General features: G+C 68.1%; 18 protein-coding genes, 1 tRNA gene and 1 other RNA gene. 11 read left to right on the top strand and 9 right to left on the bottom strand.

Annotated features, from left to right (window positions below; genetic code table 11):
- Nucleotides 1-3 precede the first annotated feature (3 nt).
- The 4 genes from ACQEVO_RS29340 to tgt all read left to right on the top strand — a co-directional run bounded on the left by ACQEVO_RS29340 (nucleotide 4) and on the right by tgt (nucleotide 5590).
- Entirely contained in the window at nucleotides 4-543 is a 540-nt protein-coding gene (locus tag ACQEVO_RS29340) for an RrF2 family transcriptional regulator (protein WP_432919665.1), read from the top strand.
- Nucleotides 537-2270 carry an ABC transporter ATP-binding protein gene (locus tag ACQEVO_RS29335; protein ID WP_432919664.1) on the top strand — a complete coding sequence of 578 codons (1734 nt, stop codon included), beginning with the start codon at nucleotides 537-539 and terminating at the stop codon, nucleotides 2268-2270. Before ACQEVO_RS29340 ends, ACQEVO_RS29335 begins: the two co-directional genes overlap by 7 nt.
- Nucleotides 2271-2278: 8 nt before the next feature.
- A complete protein-coding gene (locus ACQEVO_RS29330; protein WP_432923146.1) occupies nucleotides 2279-4174 on the top strand; it encodes an ABC transporter ATP-binding protein in 1896 nt (631 codons plus the stop codon).
- 162 nt (nucleotides 4175-4336) lie between these two features.
- Nucleotides 4337-5590 (top strand): tRNA guanosine(34) transglycosylase Tgt, encoded by a 1254-nt coding sequence (gene tgt, locus ACQEVO_RS29325; protein WP_432919663.1) that lies wholly within the window; start codon nucleotides 4337-4339, stop codon nucleotides 5588-5590.
- A gap of 56 nt (nucleotides 5591-5646) precedes the next feature.
- On the opposite strand, the gene ACQEVO_RS29320 is transcribed toward tgt, so the two are convergent.
- Complete coding sequence (locus tag ACQEVO_RS29320) at nucleotides 5647-6420, bottom strand: queuosine precursor transporter (protein WP_432919662.1); 774 nt, start codon at nucleotides 6418-6420, stop codon at nucleotides 5647-5649.
- Between the two features lie 37 nt (nucleotides 6421-6457).
- Between ACQEVO_RS29320 and ACQEVO_RS29315 the strand changes: the two genes are divergently transcribed.
- Nucleotides 6458-7000 (top strand): DUF4190 domain-containing protein, encoded by a 543-nt coding sequence (locus ACQEVO_RS29315; RefSeq protein ID WP_432919661.1) that lies wholly within the window; start codon nucleotides 6458-6460, stop codon nucleotides 6998-7000.
- A gap of 61 nt (nucleotides 7001-7061) precedes the next feature.
- Here the strand turns inward: ACQEVO_RS29315 and ACQEVO_RS29310 are convergent, their stop codons facing one another.
- Genes ACQEVO_RS29310 through ACQEVO_RS29300 form a run of 3 tightly spaced genes read right to left on the bottom strand, consistent with a single transcriptional unit; the run spans nucleotide 7062 to nucleotide 9271 of the window.
- The gene (locus ACQEVO_RS29310; protein WP_432919659.1) at nucleotides 7062-7739 is read right to left on the bottom strand and encodes an RDD family protein; all 678 of its coding nucleotides are present in this window, start codon (nucleotides 7737-7739) and stop codon (nucleotides 7062-7064) included.
- 48 nt (nucleotides 7740-7787) lie between these two features.
- The gene (gluQRS, locus tag ACQEVO_RS29305) at nucleotides 7788-8723 is read right to left on the bottom strand and encodes a tRNA glutamyl-Q(34) synthetase GluQRS (RefSeq protein ID WP_432919657.1); all 936 of its coding nucleotides are present in this window, start codon (nucleotides 8721-8723) and stop codon (nucleotides 7788-7790) included.
- Nucleotides 8720-9271, bottom strand: a complete 552-nt coding sequence (locus tag ACQEVO_RS29300) for a DUF309 domain-containing protein (RefSeq protein ID WP_432919655.1) — start codon at nucleotides 9269-9271, stop codon at nucleotides 8720-8722. The genes gluQRS and ACQEVO_RS29300 overlap by 4 nt, the downstream gene beginning before the upstream one ends.
- A 481-nt stretch (nucleotides 9272-9752) precedes the next feature.
- Here ACQEVO_RS29300 and ACQEVO_RS29295 point away from each other — a divergent pair, with 481 nt between their 5' ends.
- A complete protein-coding gene (locus tag ACQEVO_RS29295) occupies nucleotides 9753-9962 on the top strand; it encodes a DUF397 domain-containing protein (RefSeq protein ID WP_432919653.1) in 210 nt (69 codons plus the stop codon).
- Nucleotides 9963-10050: 88 nt separating this feature from the next.
- On the top strand, nucleotides 10051-11499 hold the full coding sequence (locus ACQEVO_RS29290) for a wax ester/triacylglycerol synthase domain-containing protein (protein WP_432919651.1): 1449 nt from the start codon (nucleotides 10051-10053) through the stop codon (nucleotides 11497-11499).
- A gap of 93 nt (nucleotides 11500-11592) precedes the next feature.
- Here ACQEVO_RS29290 and ACQEVO_RS29285 read toward each other — a convergent pair whose 3' ends face one another.
- Entirely contained in the window at nucleotides 11593-12330 is a 738-nt protein-coding gene (locus tag ACQEVO_RS29285) for a hypothetical protein (protein ID WP_432919649.1), read from the bottom strand.
- Between the two features lie 144 nt (nucleotides 12331-12474).
- Between ACQEVO_RS29285 and ACQEVO_RS29280 the strand changes: the two genes are divergently transcribed.
- The 3 genes from ACQEVO_RS29280 (at nucleotide 12475) to ACQEVO_RS29270 (ending at nucleotide 14459) form a co-directional block, all read left to right on the top strand.
- A tRNA-Ser gene (locus ACQEVO_RS29280) sits at nucleotides 12475-12560 on the top strand.
- A 188-nt stretch (nucleotides 12561-12748) separates the two neighbouring features.
- Nucleotides 12749-12843: signal recognition particle sRNA small type (gene ffs / locus ACQEVO_RS29275), an RNA gene on the top strand.
- Nucleotides 12844-13172: 329 nt separating this feature from the next.
- Nucleotides 13173-14459 carry an aminotransferase class I/II-fold pyridoxal phosphate-dependent enzyme gene (locus ACQEVO_RS29270; RefSeq protein ID WP_432919647.1) on the top strand — a complete coding sequence of 429 codons (1287 nt, stop codon included), beginning with the start codon at nucleotides 13173-13175 and terminating at the stop codon, nucleotides 14457-14459.
- 13 nt (nucleotides 14460-14472) lie between these two features.
- Here the strand turns inward: ACQEVO_RS29270 and ACQEVO_RS29265 are convergent, their stop codons facing one another.
- Complete coding sequence (locus ACQEVO_RS29265) at nucleotides 14473-15279, bottom strand: methyltransferase domain-containing protein (protein WP_432923143.1); 807 nt, start codon at nucleotides 15277-15279, stop codon at nucleotides 14473-14475.
- 191 nt (nucleotides 15280-15470) lie between these two features.
- Between ACQEVO_RS29265 and ACQEVO_RS29260 the strand changes: the two genes are divergently transcribed.
- Complete coding sequence (locus ACQEVO_RS29260; RefSeq protein ID WP_432919645.1) at nucleotides 15471-16043, top strand: HhH-GPD-type base excision DNA repair protein; 573 nt, start codon at nucleotides 15471-15473, stop codon at nucleotides 16041-16043.
- A 6-nt stretch (nucleotides 16044-16049) separates the two neighbouring features.
- On the opposite strand, the gene ACQEVO_RS29255 is transcribed toward ACQEVO_RS29260, so the two are convergent.
- From ACQEVO_RS29255 to ACQEVO_RS29245, 3 genes are all read right to left on the bottom strand, one after another.
- A complete protein-coding gene (locus ACQEVO_RS29255; protein WP_432919643.1) occupies nucleotides 16050-16766 on the bottom strand; it encodes an ESX secretion-associated protein EspG in 717 nt (238 codons plus the stop codon).
- A complete protein-coding gene (locus tag ACQEVO_RS29250; protein WP_432919641.1) occupies nucleotides 16766-18820 on the bottom strand; it encodes a hypothetical protein in 2055 nt (684 codons plus the stop codon). The genes ACQEVO_RS29255 and ACQEVO_RS29250 overlap by 1 nt, the downstream gene beginning before the upstream one ends.
- A gap of 89 nt (nucleotides 18821-18909) precedes the next feature.
- Nucleotides 18910-19299: a hypothetical protein gene (locus ACQEVO_RS29245; RefSeq protein WP_432919639.1), complete on the bottom strand. Its 390-nt coding sequence runs from the start codon at nucleotides 19297-19299 to the stop codon at nucleotides 18910-18912.
- Nucleotides 19300-20017: the final 718 nt, after the last annotated feature.

Raw genomic sequence — 20017 nt, 5'->3', positions numbered from 1 at the left:
GTCGTGCACATCACCGCGAAGGTGGATCATGCCGTGCGCACACTGCTGGAGATCACGGCTGCCGATCAGGCCGCGGCCGTGAAGGCGGAAGCGATCGCGGCCGCCCAGCAGATCGCGCCGAAAGTACTGGAAAGCGTCCTGGCCGATCTGCGCCGCGCCACGCTGGTGACCAGCCGGCGCGGACCCGACGGCGGCTACCGGCTGGCCCGGCCGGCAGCCGAGATCTCGATCGCCGATGTCATCCGCGCGATCGAGGGGCCGCTCGCCTCGGTGCGCGGGATGCGCCCGGAGGACGTCCGCTACCGGGGCGCCGCCGAACCGTTGCAGCAGGTGTGGATCGCGTTGCGGGTGAATATCCGTGCGGTTCTGGAAAATGTCACGCTGGCCGATATCGCCGCGGGGACGCTGCCGGAATTCGTGGAGAACCTCATCGCGGACCCGGGCGCCTGGGCCCGCCGCGAACGCGGCGACGGCCCACCGGCCCCACCGGAAATTATCGGGCCATCGGCGAACCCAGACGGTAGCGTTCGGTCATCATGCTGATCCGACTGCTTCGTAGTTTCCTGGTCCCGTACCGGAAACAGCTGGCCGGGATCGTGGTACTGCAGCTGATCTCGGTGATCGCCATGCTGTACCTGCCCAGCCTGAACGCCGACCTCATCGATGAGGGCATCACCAAGGGCGATATCGGCTACATCTGGACCGCCGGTCTGCGAATGCTGGCGGTCTCGGGTGTCCAGATCGTCGCCTCCGCCTCCTCGGTGCTGCTCGCCGCGCAGGCCGCGATGGGCGCCGGCCGGGATCTGCGGGCGGCACTGCTGCACCGGGTGAACACCTTCTCGGCGCGGGAGGTCGGAGTGTTCGGCGCGCCCTCGCTGATCACCCGCAACACCAACGATGTGCAGCAGGTGCAGTTGCTCGTCGTGATGGCCTCGACGGTGGCCGTGATGGCGCCGATCATGTGCGTCGGCGGCATCATCATGGCCCTGCGCGAGGACCTGGGCCTGTCCTGGCTGCTGTTGATCGCCGTTCCGGCCCTGGCGCTCAGCATGGGTCTGATCATCGCCCGGATGGTGCCCGCGTTCCGGCTCATGCAGAGCCGCCTCGACGAGGTCAACCGGGTGCTGCGCGAGCAGATCACCGGTATCCGGGTGGTGCGGGCGTTCGTGCGGGAACGGCTCGAGGTCTGGCGTTTCGAGGTCGCCAATACCGAACTCACCGATATCTCGGTGCGGGTCGGCCGGTTGATGGCGCTGATGTTCCCGGCGGTCATGCTGATCAGCAACGTGACCTCGGTAGCGGTGATCTGGTTCGGCGGGAAGGCGATCGACGCCGGGGAGATGCAGATCGGCTCGCTGACCGCGCTGCTGTCCTACATCATGCAGATCCTGATGGCGGTCATGATGGCGTCGTTCCTGGCGATGATGGCACCTCGGGCCGCGGTTTCGGCGGACCGGATCGCCGAGGTACTCGATACCGAATCGTCGGTGCGTTCACCGGCGCAGCCGCGCCCGCTGCGCGGCGACCCGGCCCAGGTGCAGTTGCGCGATGCCGGATTCAGTTTCCCGGGCGCCGAGAAACCGGTGTTGCGGCATATCGACTTCCGGGTGGAACCCGGGCAGACCACCGCGATCGTCGGTTCGACGGGCGCGGGTAAGACGACCTTGCTGAATCTGATCCCGCGGCTCATGGACGCCACCGAAGGCGCCGTCCTGATCGGCGGCACCGATGTGCGCGACCTCGATCTGGAGGAATTGCGGTCCCGGATCTCGCTGGTCCCGCAGAAGGCGTACCTGTTCTCCGGCACCGTCGCGAGCAATCTGCGCTACGGGGATCCCGAGGCGAGTGACGCGGAACTGTGGCGTTGCCTGGAGATCGCGCAGGCCGCCGATTTCGTCCGCGCCATGCCGCAGGGACTGGAAACACCGATCGCCCAGGGCGGTACCACGGTCTCCGGCGGGCAGCGGCAGCGGCTTGCCATCGCGCGGGCCCTGGTGCGCAGGCCCCGGGTGTATCTGTTCGACGACTCGTTCTCCGCGCTCGATGTCGCCACCGACGCCCGGCTGCGAGCGGCGCTGCAGCCGGAGACCGCCGACGCCGCGGTGCTCATCGTGGCGCAGCGAATCGCCACCATCCGCGACGCCGACCAGATCGTGGTACTCGAGGACGGCGATATGGTCGGCCTGGGCACCCACGAACAACTGGTCCGCGACTGCGCGGAGTACCGGGGAATCGTGGAATCCCAGCTGAGTGTGGAGGAAGCCCGTTGAGACCGGGGATGGCGGGTGCGCCCGACGCGAAACCGAGATCGTTCAAACCGTCGCTGAAGCGGCTGGTGGGGCGGCTCGCACCGGAACGGCTGCTGGTGGTGCTGATCGTCGCGCTGGGTGTCGTTTCGGTGGTGCTCAATATCGCCGGCCCGTATCTGCTCGGCAAGGCCACCAACCTGATCTTCGACGGGGTGGTCGGCCGACAGTTGCCGGCCGGGGTGAGCAAGGACCAGGCCATCGCCGGGCTACGGGCGCAGGGCCAGGACACCTTTGCCGACATGCTGACGGGGATGGACGTGGTACCCGGTGTCGGGATCGATTTCGACGCCGTCGGCCGGGTACTGACCCTGGTCCTGGTGCTGTACCTGGGCGCGGCCCTCTTCGGCTGGTTGCAGGCCTATCTGCTCAACGACCTGATCAACCGGACCATCAAACGCCTGCGCGCCGATGTGGAGGACAAGATCCACCGGCTGCCGCTGAGCTACTTCGATTCCGCACCGCGCGGCGATGTGCTCAGCCGGGTCACCAACGACGTCGACAATATCTCGCAGAGCCTGCAACAGACCATGAGCCAGCTGCTGATCTCGCTGCTCACCGTCCTGGGCATTCTCGGAATGATGTTCTGGATCTCCTGGCTGCTGGCGTTGATCGCCCTGCTCACGGTGCCCGCGGTGATTGTCGTGACAGCGCAGATCGCCAAACGCTCCAAACCGCATTTCGTGAATCAGTGGCGGTACACCGGCCTGGTGAACGCGCAGGTCGAAGAGGCCTACACGGGCCACGAGGTGGTTACCGCGTTCGGTCGCAGCAAGCAGGTGGGCGCCGAATTCGACGAGCGCAACGAGCAGCTGTACCAGTCCAGTTTCAAGGCGCAGTTCATCTCCGGCCTGATCATGCCGTCGTCGATGTTCCTCGGGAACCTGAACTACGTGCTCGTCGCGTTGATCGGCGGGCTGCGGGTGGCCTCGGGCCAGTTGTCGCTGGGTGAGGTACAGGCCTTCATCCAGTACTCGCGCCAGTTCAGCCAGCCGCTGACACAGATCGGTGCCATGGCGAACCTGCTGCAGTCGGGGGTTGCCTCGGCGGAGCGGATCTTCGACATCCTCGACGCCGACGAGCAGAGCCCGGACCCGGCGAAGGAGATCACCGTTCCGCCCGAGCGCGGCTTGGTGGAATTCACCGATGTCGCGTTCGGATACCACCCGGAGCAGCCGGTGATCGAGCAGCTCTCGCTCGTCGCCGAGCCCGGGCATGTGGTGGCGATCGTCGGGCCCACCGGCGCCGGGAAGACGACCCTGGTGAACCTGCTGCTGCGGTTCTACGAACTCGATTCCGGCATGATCAGCATCGATGGGGTGGATATCACCGCACTCAGCCGCGACCGGCTGCGCTCCCGTATCGGCATGGTGTTGCAGGACACCTGGCTGTTCAAGGGCACCATCCGGGAGAACATCGCCTACGGCGATCCGGACGCGACCGAGGAAGAAATCCTCGCCGCCGCCCGCGCCGCCTACGTGGACCGTTTCGTGCACTCCTTGCCCGACGGGTACGACACCGTGATCGACGAAGAGGGCACCGGGGTCAGCGCCGGCGAGAAACAGCTGATCACCATCGCCCGCGCCTTCCTCGCCAAACCCACGATCCTGGTGCTCGACGAGGCGACGAGTTCGGTGGACACCCGCACCGAGCTACTGGTGCAGCAGGCCACCGCGGAACTGCGCCGCGACCGCACCAGTTTCGTCATCGCACACCGCCTGTCCACCATCCGCGACGCCGATCTGATCGTGGTGATGGAGGACGGTCGCATCGTCGAACAGGGCACCCACGAGGAACTGCTGGAACGCCGGGCGGCGTACTACCGCCTCTACAGCGCCCAATTCGCGGCAGCCGCGGTCGAGGCCTGAGCGGTCAGGCCCGGAGGCGGTAGCGCAGCGTCACCACGCAGGGCCCCCGCTCGGGCCCATGGATACAGCCTGAGCGGTCAGGCCCGGAGGCGGTAGCGCAGCGTCACCACGCAGGGCCCCGCTCAGGCCCCATGGACCCCGCCTGATTTGCTGCCTGCGAGGATGGCGGGCGTGTCCGACAGCCCCGGTTTCTCGTTCAGCATCGGTACCCGCCTCGACGGCCGGCACGGCCGGACGGGGGTGATCCGGACCCCGCACGGTTCCGTCGCCACCCCCGCCTTCATCCCGGTGGGTACCAAGGCGACGGTGAAGGCGGTGCTGCCCGAGACGATGGGTGAGCTGGGCGCGCAGGCGTTGCTCGCCAACGCTTACCACCTGTACCTGCAACCCGGCCCGGATATCGTCGACGAGGCCGGCGGCCTGGCCGCGTTCATGAACTGGCCCGGGCCCACCTTCACCGACAGCGGCGGCTTCCAGGTGATGTCGCTCGGTGTCGGGTTCAAGAAGGTACTGGCGATGGAAACCGTCGGCGTCCAGAACGACGATGTGATCGCCAAGGGTAAGGAGCGCCTCGCCACCGTCGACGACGACGGGGTGACCTTCCGGTCGCATCTGAACGGGTCGACCCACCGGTTCACCCCCGAGGTCTCCATGGGTATCCAGCATCAGCTGGGCGCCGACATCATGTTCGCCTTCGACGAACTCACCACGCTGATGAACACCCGTGGCTACCAGGAGAAATCGGTGCAGCGCACGCATCGGTGGGCGCAGCGCTGTATCGACGAGCACGAACGGCTCACCGCGGCCCGCACGCACCGGCCGTACCAGGCGCTGTTCGCGGTGGTACAGGGCGCGCAGTACGAGGACCTGCGGCGCAAGGCGTCCCGGGAGCTCGCCGAGATCCGCGGCGCCGCGGGAAGCGAATTCGACGGCTACGGGATCGGCGGTGCGCTGGAGAAACACAACCTGGGCACCATCGTCGGCTGGTGCTGCGACGAACTGCCCGCGGACAAACCGCGCCATATGCTCGGGATCAGCGAACCGGAGGATATGTTCGCCGCCATCGAGGCCGGCGCGGACACCTTCGACTGCGTGAATCCGTCCCGGGTGGGACGCAACGGCGGGATCTACGTGGACGCCGGCCGGTTCAATATCGATACGCTCCGGTTCAAACGGGATTTCACCCCGATCGACGAAACCTGCGACTGCTACACCTGCGCCCATTACACCCGCGCCTATATCCACCACCTGTTCAAGGCGAAGGAGATGCTGGCCTTTACGCTGTGCACGATTCACAACGAGCGGTACACGGTCCGGCTGGTCGACCGGATCCGGGCCAGTATCGACGGCGGATATTTCGACGAGTTCCGGGCCGAGACGCTGGGCCGCTGGAAGGGGCGGATCACGGCACCCTGAGGCCTCCGTCAGTCCAGACCAGGGGCGGGCCTCGCCCGTGGTCTGGACCATCAGGGTCAGGAGCGAAGTGGGGTGGTGTCGCGGGACGCGTAGGTAGGTTCGTGCTTCTTGAGCAGGGCGATCGCCTGGTAGGTCACCGGTAGCATCACCACCTCGACCAGGGTTTTCCACAGGAATCCGACGATCACATAGTTGACGAACTGACTCCAGCTGTCGATACCGATGGCGGTTGCGGCGATGGAACAGAAGATCAGGGTATCGGCCAGTTCGCCCACCACGGTCGAACCGATCAACCGTGCCCACAGGTGCTTCTCGCGGGTCCTTTCCTTGATCAGCACCAGGGTCGCGGAATTGAGCAGCTGGCCCACCACATAGCCGGCCAGCCCGGCCGCCACCAGTTGCGGAGTGGTGCCGATAACGCTGCGGAACGCTTCCTGGTTCTCGTAGAACACCGCCGGGGGCAACTGGATCGCCACGGCGAAACAGCCGACCATCAGCAGCAGCGCGGCGAACCCGTAGAACACGGCATGCCGGGTCGCACGGAAACCGTAGACTTCGCTGAGCACGTCACCGAGGACATAGGCCAGGGGGAACAAGAAGAACGCGGCGTCGGTGGTGACGGGCAGGATCTCCAGCGGGCCCAGGGTCAGCGAGCTGCCGGAGAAGAACTGCACCCCTTTGGTCGCGCAGATATTGGAGATGAGCAGTGTTGCCGTGAACAACACGACGATCGGTGTGTAATACCCCCGCGCCACCTGGGCGAATGCCGCGTGACCGGACGCGGGGTGTCCAGACTTGCCGGGTAACGGGGGTTTGTTCGAATCTTCCACCCGGCTATCCAATCAAACTCTCGAATAGGGTGTAACCATGACGAACCCCGGCAACTCCGATGAATGGTGGAAGCAGTACGGGGGGTCGGGCGTATCGTCGGATCCCGCGAACGCGCAGCCGTCCGCGGGCGAACCGTCCAGTTACCCGTCGTACCCTTCGGCTCCGGCGCCCACTCCGGTGCCGCCGCCCGCGACTCCGTCCTATTCGGTGCCGCCCACCGCGAATCCGATGACGCCGCCGCCGAACCCCTATCCGGCGACACCGGCCTATCCCGCGAACCCGTACCCGGCCACGCCCCAGGGCGCCGGATACCCGGTGGGTTATCAGCCGTACGGCTATCCGGCCAACCGGGGTACGAACGGGCTCGCCATCGCCTCGCTGATCAGCTCGCTGGTGGGTTGCGGGTGCGGTATCGGCGCCCTCGCCGGGATCATCATGGGTGTGATCGCGCTCAACCAGATCCGGGAAACCGGTCAGGAGGGTCGCGGACTGGCGTTGGCCGGGATCTGGGTGGGCGTCGGGGTGATCGTCCTGATCGTGCTGTACATCGTGTTCATGATCGCGGTCAACGGGGTGTGAGGCCCCCGGCCCGACGCGCTCGGGCTGTGTCTGCTGTGCCTGAGCGCGAGGTCCTGCCTGGTTACGCTTCGATGACCTGGGTTCCACCGGCCAGCTTGTCGTGCCAGCCCTGTTTGTTCGGGTCTTTGTCCAGGGTGGCGGCCATATAGATCATCAGGGCGAGGCCGATCACCCAGCCCAGGCACGGGACGATCGAGACGGCAAGGTAGACATTGCGTTTCAGGGAGGCGAGCAACGGCACCGTCGGCGCCCCGTTCGGTGCCACCACCTTGAGCCCGAGGATTTTCTTGCCGAGCGTCGCCCCGGTCCGGCTCTCCATCAGCACGAAGTACACCAGGACAGCGGCGAAGACGATCGCGTAACTGACCGAGACGCCGCCGAAACCCTCCATATTCGGTACGAGGACGAAATTCAGCAGGATCGACAGCGGCAGCGCCACGATCAGGTTGTCGATCAGCCGGGCCGTGAAACGCGGCCACAGCTTGCCCGGGACCCCGAACGCGGGCTGGAACTGCCCGTACTGGTGCCCGCCGTACTGCCGCTGCGGATGCACCGTCTGCTCGTAGGTGGGTGGCTGCGGCTTCGCGGCCGGGGGCGGGGGCTGCTGCCCGTACGGTGGGGACTGCGGGGGTGGTCCCGGCGGTGGCGCGTACGGCCCGGGCGCCCCGTACTGCGGTGGCTGCCCGTACGGCCGCCCGGCCTGGGGGTGGTTGCTGGGGTCGTACCCGCCACTGGTCATTTCGCCTGCCTGAACTCGAAAATCGTAAAGACCCGGTCGCAGGCCAGATTACGGACCGCCGGCCGCGCACACCAAGCTGTCGGGGTCGAGCACCCACGGCGTGCGTGGCAGCCGGTCGGGATCGAAACCGGTGAGCAGTTCGCGCGCGGTCCCGCCCGCCGATCCGAGTGAGGCAGCCAACATCGCGACCACTCCCTGTACGGAGTCGCCGCGATCCAGCCGATCGGCGAGGGTAACCGCACCGTCGCGTTTGGCCAGGCGCTGCCCCGCGGTATTGAGCACCAGCGGGACGTGGGCGTACTCGGGCACCGGCAGGCCGAGGAGGGTGGCGAGGTAGGCCTGCCGCGGGGTGGAGGGTAATAGGTCGTCGCCGCGGACCACCTGGTCGACACCGTGTTCGGCATCGTCGATCACGACGGTCAGGTTGTAGGCCGGGATTCCGTCGCCGCGGCGCAGCACGAGATCGTCGACGGGTCCGCGGTAGGTGCCGTGCAGGCGATCGGTGATCTCGAAATCGGGCCGCCCGGCCCGCAGGCGGAGCGCGGCGGGGCGGCCGGCGGCGCGGCGCTCGGCGCGCTCGGCCGTGGTGAGGTCGCGGCAGGTGCCCGGATAGGCGCCCTGCGGTCCGTGCGGGGCGGCGGCGGCCTGCTGGATCTCCCGTCTGGTGCAGAAGCATTCGTAGGTCAGGCCCGCGGCGGTGAGCTGTTCGACGGCCGCGTCGTAGCGGGGGAGCCGGTCGGATTGGTGCAGTACCGGGCCGTCCCAGTCGAGGCCGAGGGCGGCCAGATCGCTGATCTGGCGGGCTTCGGCACCGGGGCGGACGCGGTCCAGATCGTCGATACGCAGGACGAAGCGGCGGCCCGTGCTGCGGGCGAACAGCCAGGCCAGCAACGCGGTGCGCAGATTGCCGAGGTGCAGATCCCCCGAAGGGCTGGGGGCGTACCGGCCGGCGCCGGCCGCGGGGTCGGTGGGCATCGTTGTCATGGTAGGTCGCGGACGAGGCGGGGGAAGAGCCTGGACTCGTCGATGAGGGGTGCCGGCGCGGGGTCGCCGGGCGGCCGGCCGGACGATTCCGGGGCCGAGGCGTCCAGCTCGGCGAGCAGGGCTTCGGCATGGGCGATCAGGCCCGGGCCGTCGAGACCGTAGGGGAGGGCGCCGGCGGGGTGGCCCGCGGTGGTGGGGTCGAAGGCGCGGATCCGGCCGATCGCGCGGTGCAGCAGCGTACGCGCGCCCGTGCGATTGCCGCGCTGGATATGGGTCAGGCCGACGGCGTATTGCGCGAGACCCTGCCACAGCATGCGTTCGGCCTCGGGGCCGTTCTTCCAGACGGATTCCAGTACCTCGTGCGCGTGGAAGGCCAGGCCCTGGTCCAGCAGGTGCTGGGCGTAGGCGAGTGCTTCGTCCGGCGGGAGATCCAGCTCGTCGGGTATCCGCGGGATGCCGGGCGAACCCGGTGGTAGCGGGCGTCCCAGCCGGTCCCGGGGGCGGGCATTGGCGGCGCGTCCCTGGTCGTCGCGATCGCGTTCGGGCATACGGCCATCATCGCGCTGTGTTTCCGCGGAACCGGCGCGGGGCCCTTCCGTATCGGCGCTCAGGCCCCTGCGGAGTGTGCGTTAGAGGGATTGACATAGGATGAATGGGCGATCACGTAACAATCACATTGGTCCATTCCGATCCATTCCGGATATTTTCGAGCAAAGTCTTCCTTATAAGTCCGCAATTGCGCAGCAATGCGACATCTTAGCGGGATTGCCAAGGGTATTGGCCCAGTTGGCAAGAGATCGGCAAATCCCGGCAGAACCTGCTAGTCTTCCCGATGCGGGGCCGCTCACAAGGGGTTTGAGCCATCGCGTCAGATGTGTTCGCGGACAGTGCGAGTCCGATCCTGGCAAACCGGATATTTGCTCGCTATCTGCGCGTGCATCTATGTATTCGGTGCTCTCCACCGGGTACCAGCTAGTTCAGGAACTATGCAGGAATCGAATTATCGACGCAGCGAAGGAGTGCAGTGCCGTGAAGGTGGATATGACGGGTGCTGTGTGGCGGAAGAGTTCATACAGCGGCCCGGACGGGAACTGCGTGGAGGTGGCATTTCTCGGAGACGGCAACGTAGCGGTCCGCGATACCAAGGACCGCGGTAACGGACCGGTGTTGGCCTTCGCGCCCGGCGAATGGGCCGAGTTCCTGTCCGGAGTGTCGGCAGGAGATTTCCGCGGCGCCTGAGGTTGTCCCGATATCAGGCAGTACGGCCCCGGGCCCAGCGGCCCGGGGCCTTTGCTTGCTGCCCGCCGCGCGACGTTAGGGTCGGCCGGTGACCTCGCTGGCAGCCCCGGACGCCACCATGTACTGGCTGTCCCGGCGCACCCGCAACGACCAGTTCCTCCTCTACTGCTTCGCGGAGTCCGCCCGTACGGACACCGAACTGCGTACCGGCATCCTGTCGCGCTGCGCCGCGATACCCGAGCTACGAGTGCGGTTACGCGACGATCCCACCGGCCTGGCCTATCCGAGGTGGATTCCCGCCGCGCCCGAACCCGCGCAGGTCCGGCAGCACCGGCTCACCACACCGGTCTGGCCGGAACTCCTCACCGCCCTCGGCGAGCTGGCCGGCACCGGCGTCGACGCGACGGAACACCCATGGCTGCTGCATTTTTTCCGTGGAATCCGCGACAGTCCAGCGCCCGATCCGCAGGTGACCGTGGTCGTCCTGCAGATCTCGCACGCGCTGGTCGACGGCCGCGGAGCCGCCGACCTCGCCCGCGCCCTGTTCACCGAGCCTGCGCGACCGGGGGCGGAAACCGGCGTCGCAGCTGTCGAACACCCTCAGGCCGGTCGGTCTGGGCCCGTAGAACAGGACTCCGGGTCGCGGGTGGGGCAGAGCATGCCGGGAGTTGAGCCCGAGACATCGGTGGGTGAACGTCTCTCCTTCCGGGCGCGTGTTGCTTCGCTCCGTGCCGCCGCCGTGCTGCCGCTCGGGGTGGTGCGCACGGTCCGGCGCGGTACGGCCGCCGCGCAGGCACGCAACGAACTCGCGGCGCTCACCGCGGCCGGTTTGGTGCCGCCGCCCGGAGACGGGTATCCGCCGGGACCACTCAACGGTCCCGTCGACGTGGCGGGGCATGTGGTGCGGATGGTGGTGTGTCCGGCGGACGATTTCCGGATCCCCGGGCTGAGCGTCACAGTGGTCGGGCTGACGGTCGTTTCGATCGCGCTCGAGCGGTACCTGCGGGAGCGCGGCGAAGAGGTTACGCGCTTGGGCGCGCAGGTACCCATGGCTTTACCGCCACGCCCCGGTGTCCGGAACAACTACCGCAGCCTGGGCGTGGACCTGGCCGCCGGCGAGCGTGCACCGCGCACCCGGGCGGCCCGGATCGCGGCGGAGCTGGCGGCTCGCCGGGAGCGGGCCGGGCATCCGCTGCTGGACGCACAGGACGCCGTCACCGCGGTGGTCCCGCCGTTGTTCCTGCGCCGCGACGTCCGCGGCTACCCTATCGACAGCGTGCCCGAGCAGATCACCGGGCATACCGTGGTCTCCAGCGTGAACCGGGGCCCGGCGGATCTCGCCTTCGGCGGCGCCCCGGTGCGGTTCACCGGCGGATTTCCCGCGCTCGGCTCCGTGATGCATCTCACACACGGGGTCCACGGGCTGGGGGAGACCGTCACGCTGTCGATGCACGCCGACCCCGGTGTCGTAGAAGTCGACAGCTACATCGGCCATGTGGCGGATGTTGTGCGTGAACTTCCCCGGCTGCTCGCTTGAGGACGCGCCCTGCCGACCCGGTCCGCCGGAGCGCGTGCTCGGACACGGCGTTATGGCAAATCGGCGCTGTCTGTTCACCGGCTCCGCGGTTACTCAGCTCGGGTCGATGCCGATTTCTTCGCGGGTGGCGACGATGAGTTCGCGTTCGGCGACGCGCACCTCGCCGAGCAGTTGCGTCTTGTGGTCGCGGGCGGCGCGGATCTCCTCCGGCGGGGCGTCCTGCAACTTCTTGCGTTGCAGGGTGAGGGCCGAGAGCAGCACGTCGGAGAGGGTATCGGCGAGCCGGCGCCACTGCTTGTAGTGCGGGTCCGAGCCCACCAGGCGCAGGACATTGGCCCGGTCGGAGCCGGCCTCCAGATCGTGGATCAGATCGCCGATGAGTTCATCGGTCCAGTCCTCGTCGCGGCGCAGCGCCTGGCAGATGCGGCTGGACATCCCCAGCGAATCGGCCACCGCCGCGACGACGGCATCCCGGCGCCAATGCTCACCGGCCTGTACCAACGCCACGGCATGGGCGGATTCCACCTGATGGTGGGCGGCATCGAGGGATAGCCGGGTGGTGTCGGCCTGTCGCTGGGCGCTGTCGTTCTGCTGCTGGGCCGCGACGGAGAGGGTGCGCTGAGCCCGCTCGTCGGCGGCGGCGATCGCATCCCGGTTCGTCCGATTGTTGACCAGTACGGCGATCACGGCCGCACCACCGAGCGCGAGCGAACCGAGCAGCGGCAGCCACGACTGCCACCAGGCCGGGGAACTCTGAACGATCTCGATCACCTGGGGATCCACGGCGCCCATCATGGCACCGTCGGCCCGGCCGGGCGCGACGGCCGTCACAATTGGGTGCTCAGCGGGCCGATCACCTGGACATCTTGCCGGATAAGGGAATTCGTGCTATGTCAACGCCGGTCGGGTGGCGGCGGTCGCGGCTGCCGAACGGGCGTTTTCACGATGTGCGGGGTGGCAGGTATGCTGCTCGGCGGAGGATTCGCCTAGTGGCCTATGGCGCTCGCCTGGAACGCGGGTTGGGTTAACAGCCCTCGCGGGTTCGAATCCCGCATCCTCCGCAGTCGGCCCCGACGGTAGTGCTCACTACCGTCGGGGCCGTTTCGTTCGGGTCGGGCGCTCGGTGGACTGCGAACCACGGCGCTCCGGGATGTCGCTCCCGTGCCGGCCGCCCCGGCACCGGACTCGTTCGCCGGGCTCTAACTCGGCCCCCTGGAGCGGGTGGTCGCCGGGAGCCGCTACACTGGCCGACGGATCCCGCGCGGCGCGCATCCTGTGAACTCCCCCAGGGCCGGAAGGCAGCAAGGGTCAACGGGCTCTGCCGGGTGCGCGGGGTCCCCTTAATCCGGACCGCGTTCAGCGTTACGTGAGCGGGCATCGGCTCCGCTTCCATTTCTCGCCCCATCGCAACTGTTCGATATCCCTGGACAGGTGAGTGAATCCCTGGACAGGTGAGTGACGGGCCCCGCGTGACTTCGCTCCGCCACCACATCGCTGCCCCGCCCGCCGCTGTGTTCCGCGCAACAGCACACCGACCGTACGGCGGTGTACACCGAGAATCCCAACACCTCCCGGCCGTCCGGGCCCTACGGGTAACGTGGCCCGGGGCGGCCGTCACACCGGCCGCTCATAAGCGCATTCACCCCACCAGGTCGTTGGAAAGGCTGTCCAGCATGCCCCGGCAAACCCAGATCGGTTTGATGAGTCCCGAGGAACTCGCCGCCGAGCACGAACTCCAGTCCGCGAACTACGCGACACTGCAGGCCGCTGCGCTCGCTCTCGATCTGACCCGGGGTAAGCCGTCGCCGGAACAACTCGCCCTGTCCTCGGCGCTGCTCTCGCTGCCCGGCGACGGTGATTTCCGGGACGGCACCGGAACCGATTGCCGGAACTACGGTGGTCTGCACGGGCTTCCGGAGCTACGTGCCATCTTCGGGGAACTCCTCGGGATCGGCGTCGACAATCTGATCGCCGCCGGTAACGCCAGTCTCGAACTGATGCACGACAGCATCGTCTACGCCACCCTGTACGGGCTGCCCGATTCGCCGCGGCGCTGGGCCGATGAGCCGGTGGTCAAATTCCTGTGTCCCAGTCCGGGTTACGACCGGCATTTCGCGATCACCGAATCCCTGGGTTTCGAGATGATCCCGGTGCCGATGCTGCAGAACGGGCCGGACACCCGGATGATCGCCGAACTGCTGGCCGCCGACCCGCAGATCAAGGGTTTGTGGGCGGTACCCAACTACTCGAATCCCACCGGTGTGGTGTTCTCCGAAGATGTTGTCCGGGAACTGGTTTCGATGCCGGCCGCAGCCCCCGACTTCCGGCTGTTCTGGGACAACGCCTACGCCGTGCATCCGCTGACCGATACCGCGGCACCGGTGCTCGACGTGCTCTCGCTCGCCGCGGCGGCCGGAAACCCGAACCGTCCCTTGGTTTTCGCCTCCACCTCGAAGATCACCTTCGCCGGTGCGGGCGTGAGCTTCTTCGGTGCCTCCACCGAGAACCTGAACTGGTACCTGGGCCATGCCGCGAAGAAGAGCATCGGGCCGGACAAGATCAACCAGCTACGCCATCTGCGTTTCTTCAGTGACGCCGCCGGGGTGCGCGCGCATATGCAGAAGCATCGCGCCATCCTGGAACCCAAGTTCGCACTGGTGCTGCGGATCCTCGAGGAACGCCTGGGGTCGTCCAAGGTCGCTTCCTGGACCGAACCCAAAGGCGGCTACTTCGTCAGCCTCGACGTGCTCGAGGGCACCGCATCGCGGGTCATCGAATTGGCGAAGGACGCCGGTATCGCCTTGACCGCCGCCGGATCGGCCTTCCCGTACAAGAAGGATCCGGAGGACAAGAACATCCGGATCGCCCCCAGTTTCCCGGCGCTGCCGGAGCTGGAGCAGGCCATGGACGGGTTGGCGACCTGCGTGCTCCTGGCGGCGACCGAGAAACTGCTGAAGTAGGACGTCCGGCCGATCAGGCCGGTTTACGGGCGTACACGGCGAACATGGTCACCGACAGGTGGATATCCCCGCTCGCGGCGCCCGCGGCCAGATCGGCCAGCAGCCGTTCCCGTTCTGTCTCGGTGATCACCCGGCGCGCCACGGCCATCGCGGAAACCCTGCTGACCAGTGCGCCGGCTCCCACCGAACGCTGCTGGACCAACGCGTGCGACCCGGTGCTCTCGACCTCCAGGCCGGCGGCGGTGAGCAGCCCCTGCAATCGGCGGCCCGAATAGGGATTCGTGGTCGCCGAGATCAGGGTGTCGACGACCTCGCGGACCACCCGGGTATCGCCGGGGTGCACGATCGCCGAACCCCAGTCGGCATCCATCACCACGGTCCGGCCACCCGGGCGCAGCACGCGGGCGATTTCCCGGGCCGCACGCGCGGGTGCGGTGAGGTGCTGGAACACCCGTTCGCACAGCACGGCGTCGAAGGTTTCGGGACCGAACGGCACACCGTAGGCATCGCCGGAGTGGAAAGTCGCGGTCGAACGGGTCTCGGCGGCCCGTCGTTCGGCGGTGGCGAGCAGGCTGGGGTCGGGTTCGACGCCGGCGGCCAGGCCGGTGGGCCCGACCGCTTCGGCGAAGGCGATGACCTCTGATCCGGTGCCGGAGCCGATATCGACGGCGTGTTCACCCGGTTGCAGTGCGAGCGCTTCGTGTGCCCATTCCCGCAGCCGGGTGAGTCCGGGGAGCGTGGCCTGTAGATCGCGGATATCGACCAGTTGATCCTGGCCGGCGGAGTCGAAACGGTCGGGGCGTAACCCGAAACTGTCCATGGGTCCGTGTCCATCCAGTGTGGTGGGTGGGTATATCGCCGTGTCTGGCATGGGGCGAGCCTAATATGCGCGCGCAGGCCGTGGGATCATCGCTGTAGTCCCGAGCACGAGCGGTCAGGACCGGAGGCCGGCAGCGCAGCGTCATCACGCGGGCCCCGCTCATGCTCAATAGGCGCGGTGAGGAGAAGGCTATGGCCGAATTGTGTCTGGCGCAGGATCCCGAGGCGGACCAGTTGTTATCGCAGAGCCCGCTGGCGCTGGTGATCGGGATGCTCCTGGACCAGCAGTACCCGCTCGAACATGCCTTCCGCGGTCCGAAGAAGATCGCCGACCGGATGGGCGGGCTCGATATCCACGCGATCGCCGCGGCCGATCAGGCCGAATTCGAGGAGATGGCCGCGACACCACCCGCCATCCACCGTTACGGCCGGTCCATGGCGCGGCGGATCCAGGACCTGGCGCGCTATGTGATCGAAACCTACGACGGCGACGTGACGGCGATCTGGACCGCCGGGGACCCGGACGGCAAAGAGGTGCTGAAGCGGTTGAAAGCGCTGCCGGGGTACGGCGACCAGAAGGCCCGGATCTTCCTCGCGCTATTGGGCAAACAACTCGATATCCGCCCGCCCGGCTGGGAGGCGGCGGCCGGCGACTATGCCGAGCCGGGGTCGCGGCGCTCGGCGGCCGATATCGTCGACAGCGAGACCCTGCTCGAAGTCCGCGCGTTCAAGAAGAAGATGAAAGCGGCGGCGAAGCAGAAATAAGCCCGGTCAGCGCAAGCGCGCGAGCCGGGTGAGTTCGGCGGCCAGACCGGAATCACCGATCGGGGTGAGCGAAAGGTCGGCGCCGGCAGCGAGCAGATAACGCCCGTCATCGGTGAAATCGAGCCAGGTGCGGTGGATCGGTGGCGGCGACATGGGGTTTTCCGGGGCGACGGCGATCGTGAAGAACCCCCGGGCGTCGATCGGCCGATGTAGTGCCGCCCGCAATCGCCCGGCCCGGATCGCGGCGTCGTCCGCCTCGCCGAGACCGGGCTCCGGGCAGAGCACGGCCGAACGTGGTTCCCGCATGGCGGGCAGCTTGCCCGCCCGCGCCGGACCGAGCGTGCTGACCACATGTTTGCCCACGGTTCGCGCGTGGCAGGCGATCACCGTGATCTCCCCGGCCCGGGCCCGCACCAGCGCACCCCAGTTACCGAATCCGACAGCGACCGCGAGCACGGGCTCGCCGCAGCGTTCCCGGCCGTCGAACTCGTCGCCGAAAACGGTGATCCGGGTGACATCGGTGCGGGCCAGGAAGTGCAGGGTGCCGGTGAGATCGGGGTCGCCGTTGGGTGGGAACCGGCGGTCCAGTTCCAGCGCGGACCGCTCCCGCTCGGTGGCGGCGGTCGCCCGCGGGGCGAGATCGATGGGGTGGGGGCGCCGGTCGAGTCCTGTTTCGGTCTGCCAGAGGTGACTGAACTCGTCCGGCGTGAACACCCACTCCATCAGTGGCTCCCGCCACCCGGATCGGCGCGTTCGGCCCGTTCGGCTTCGGTGTACTCGCCGAGTACCGGGGGGACCGCCGGCTCGGTCGCGGTCAGATCCTCGTTCGGGGCTTGTAGGTAATCGGGACTCGATCGTTCGGGGCCGGCCGTGCGTGGCGGTGCTGTGGTGCCCGTGGGCAGCGGTACCCCGGCGGGCACCAGCCGGCCCGGTCGCCCGCCCGGGTGCTCGTGTTCGCCCGCCCGGGTACCCGGACTTTCTGCGGCGGTTCCCGCCGGGCCGAGCGGTTCGCGATCCACAGTCGGGCTGCCGGGGCGGGTGGTGCCCGGACCCGAACCGTTGCTTTCCGGGCCGGCGGGGCCTGCACCGGTGAGAGCAGAGGGACCTGGAACAGCGGGCGGGGAGATGTCCGGACCGGTTGTGGGCACGGACGCTCCCGGGCGGTACCCGGCCGTGGCGGGGCCGGGAGTATGACCGGAGCCCGCGGGCGTGCCGGGCGGGTTGCCGTAACCCGCGGGCGCGGGCCCGGCCGGCGCGCTGGGCGACGCGGCGGGCGCAGGCTGACCCGCGAGTGGGTTTGCTGGGTTTGTGCCGGTCTGGATCGGCGTACTGGGTGGCGCGGTGGAAAGTGGTTGGGCTGGGACCGGGGTGGCCGGGCTTGTGCCGGTCGGAATCGGCGTGCTGGGCGGTGTGGTCGAAATCGGCTGGGCTGGGCTCGGGTTGGCCGGGTATGCGCTGTTCAGGAGCGGCGTGCTGGGTGTTGTGGTGGAAATCGGTTGAGCCGGGGCGGGGTTCGCCGGACCTGCGCCGGCCGGGGTCGGCGCGGTGGTGAGTGGCTGGGCTGGGGCCGGGTTGGCGGGGCTTGTGCCCGCTGGGATCGGCGCGGGCGGGGTGGTCGAAGGACCCGGTATCGGGCGTGGTGCTTGGTCGGTGCTGCCCGGGTTCGCGCCGGGTGACGTAGTCGGTGTGGACGGGGCGGATCGGCCCGTGGGGTCCGTCCCGGCGGGAGCGGCATCCGGTGCGGGAGCCGCGCCGGCGGGTGTTGTGCCTGCCGGTGGTTGCGCGGACGGCGCCGATACGGATTCCGGAGCGTCTGCGGGCGGTGGTGGTGCGGCTCCCGGAGCGTCCGTGGGCGGCGTGGAATCGGCCGTGGTTCCCTCCGGACTCGCGGGTGGCCGATCCGGCGCCACGGGGGATTCGGCTGGAACTGTGGGCGGTTGCGCCGGGGAGGACGTGCGGGTGCGGCCGGTCGATACGGATACCTGCTCCGGTATATCCGGGCGGGCGCCGACCAGCGGGTTCGTACCGGCTCGCTCCGGTGGTGAGCCGGTGGTCGTTTCGCCGGCGCCCGGCGCGACAGTGGTTCCGGCCGGGCCGGTGCCGCCCGGTTCGCGGGCGGACCCTGTTCCCGGCCCGGAATCCGTGCCCGGGGCCGCGGGCAGTGCCGGCACGCCGGCGAGCCCCGATATCTCGGTGGTCTCCGTCGCCGCGTCGACAGCGGGGAAGCGGGGGATATTGTCGCCGCTCGCCGGGATCGTCGGGTTGTAGGTGTAGGTCATGGTGTCCTGGGCGGTTGCCGTTGCTGCCGCCGCGGCGGTGTTGTACGCGGTGCGGCGAGGGCCGCCGGTCGCCGCCTCGACCGCGGGGTCCGGATCCGGCCGGTAGGGTTGCGGCGGCGGTGGTATGGCCGCCCGGACCGCTTCCGCGGCATCGGAATTCGCCGCCATGAGCTGCTGCAGCACCCGGCAGACTGCGGCGGTATCGTCACCGGCCCGGATCAGGGCGGTCGCCGCCCCGTGCGCGGCGGCCGCCGCGGAACCCGACCATTCGCCGGAGAGCCGGTTGAGTTCGCGGGCGTGTTCGTCGAATGCCGATTCGACAATGTTCGCGGCCGTACCCCAGACGTCGGCCACGCGGCGTAGTTCGGCCGGTGCCAGCGGCTCATGGACCAGGTCCCAGATCTGCTGATGGGTGTAGGAATCGAAAACCTCGCGATCTGGCACATAGGCCGGATCGGTGCCGGCGGTCGGTGCGCCGGTTTGCCCCTGTTGTGCCACGGTCGGCCCCCTTGTTCGTGCGGTCCGTGCTCACCTGGCGGGATGCCGGACCGTATGGTTTCAATACTGCTGTGCCCCTGCGTGATTCGCTATGATGCCGTAAGCGTGCCGGTATCCGCCAGCGCTGTGGCGAGTGCGGCACCGTTGGCGGCGTCGGCTTCTTCGAACAGTGCGGCGGCCGCCAGATAGGCCGCCTTGTGGCGGAGTGCCGCCTGTTCGAAGGCGAGGAGCACATCGAGAAGTTCCCGGCCCTTCGCGCCGAAACCGGCGGTCAGCGCACGGCCCGAGGGCAGGACCGGAAAACCGGATACCTGGGTGATGCCGTTGGCGCCGTTACGGGCCGCCTGTAGTCGTTCCACCAGCCGGTCACAAGAGGCGGCCAGTTCCCGCGCGACCTCCTCGGACATTCGGAACTCACCGGCGCGAGCCGCCTCGTACAGCCGGATCCCGGCTTGCTGCCCCAGATCTGGGATGGACATCGTTCTCCCCCTTCGTCACTCCCCACTCGAGACCGGAGCATAGCAGCGGAAAAGGTCCCGGACCAGGGTCGATATGCTCCGGGCCGACGCGAAGGCGGATCGTCCCCCGGGCGCGAGGTCTCGCAAAAGTCATCACCCGGCGTCGTTGCCGGGCGGCCGCGAAGATCCGCCGCGAGATCGCGGGAGTGGCACACCCGGTGGGCGCGCCGATATTTCCCTCTTCCGGGCGGGGAATATTCTCCGTGAATTCCTGGGAAATATTTTCCGCGGCGGCGTGGGGAATATATTTCCCGGACTTTTCCGGGGAATGCCCGTGCCGGGATAATTCGCGCTCGATGCACGGTACCGGAAATCGGACTACCGGGGCATATCGGCCGAACACGCTGCGGTGAGCCCGGCCGGTGCGTGGCCGGACGGACCGTACCGGACGGATTGCGGCGGACGCGCCGGTAAATGCGCTACCACCTGGGGAAACGCCCGGTTGCGGGTTACGGCGACGACGAACCCCTTGGTGTGGTGCCGTAAGGGATGTTAATTTATTTGTTATGTCTACCAGCGGCACCAAACCGAAGCCGGTCACTTATGTGACCGCCGCGCTCGGTCTCCGGTTGCCGCTCACTCGCGAGTTGTGTTGCTCCCGCCGCCGCGGTTGAGCGATCTCGATCCACTCGCCGCCTCGTTGTAGTTCATATAGGCATATCCCGGCGTGAGCCGGAAT

This window comes from Nocardia sp. CA-290969 (assembly GCF_050936135.1).
Lineage (GTDB): Bacteria > Actinomycetota > Actinomycetes > Mycobacteriales > Mycobacteriaceae > Nocardia.
This window is presented reverse-complemented; position numbering and strand designations above follow the sequence as displayed.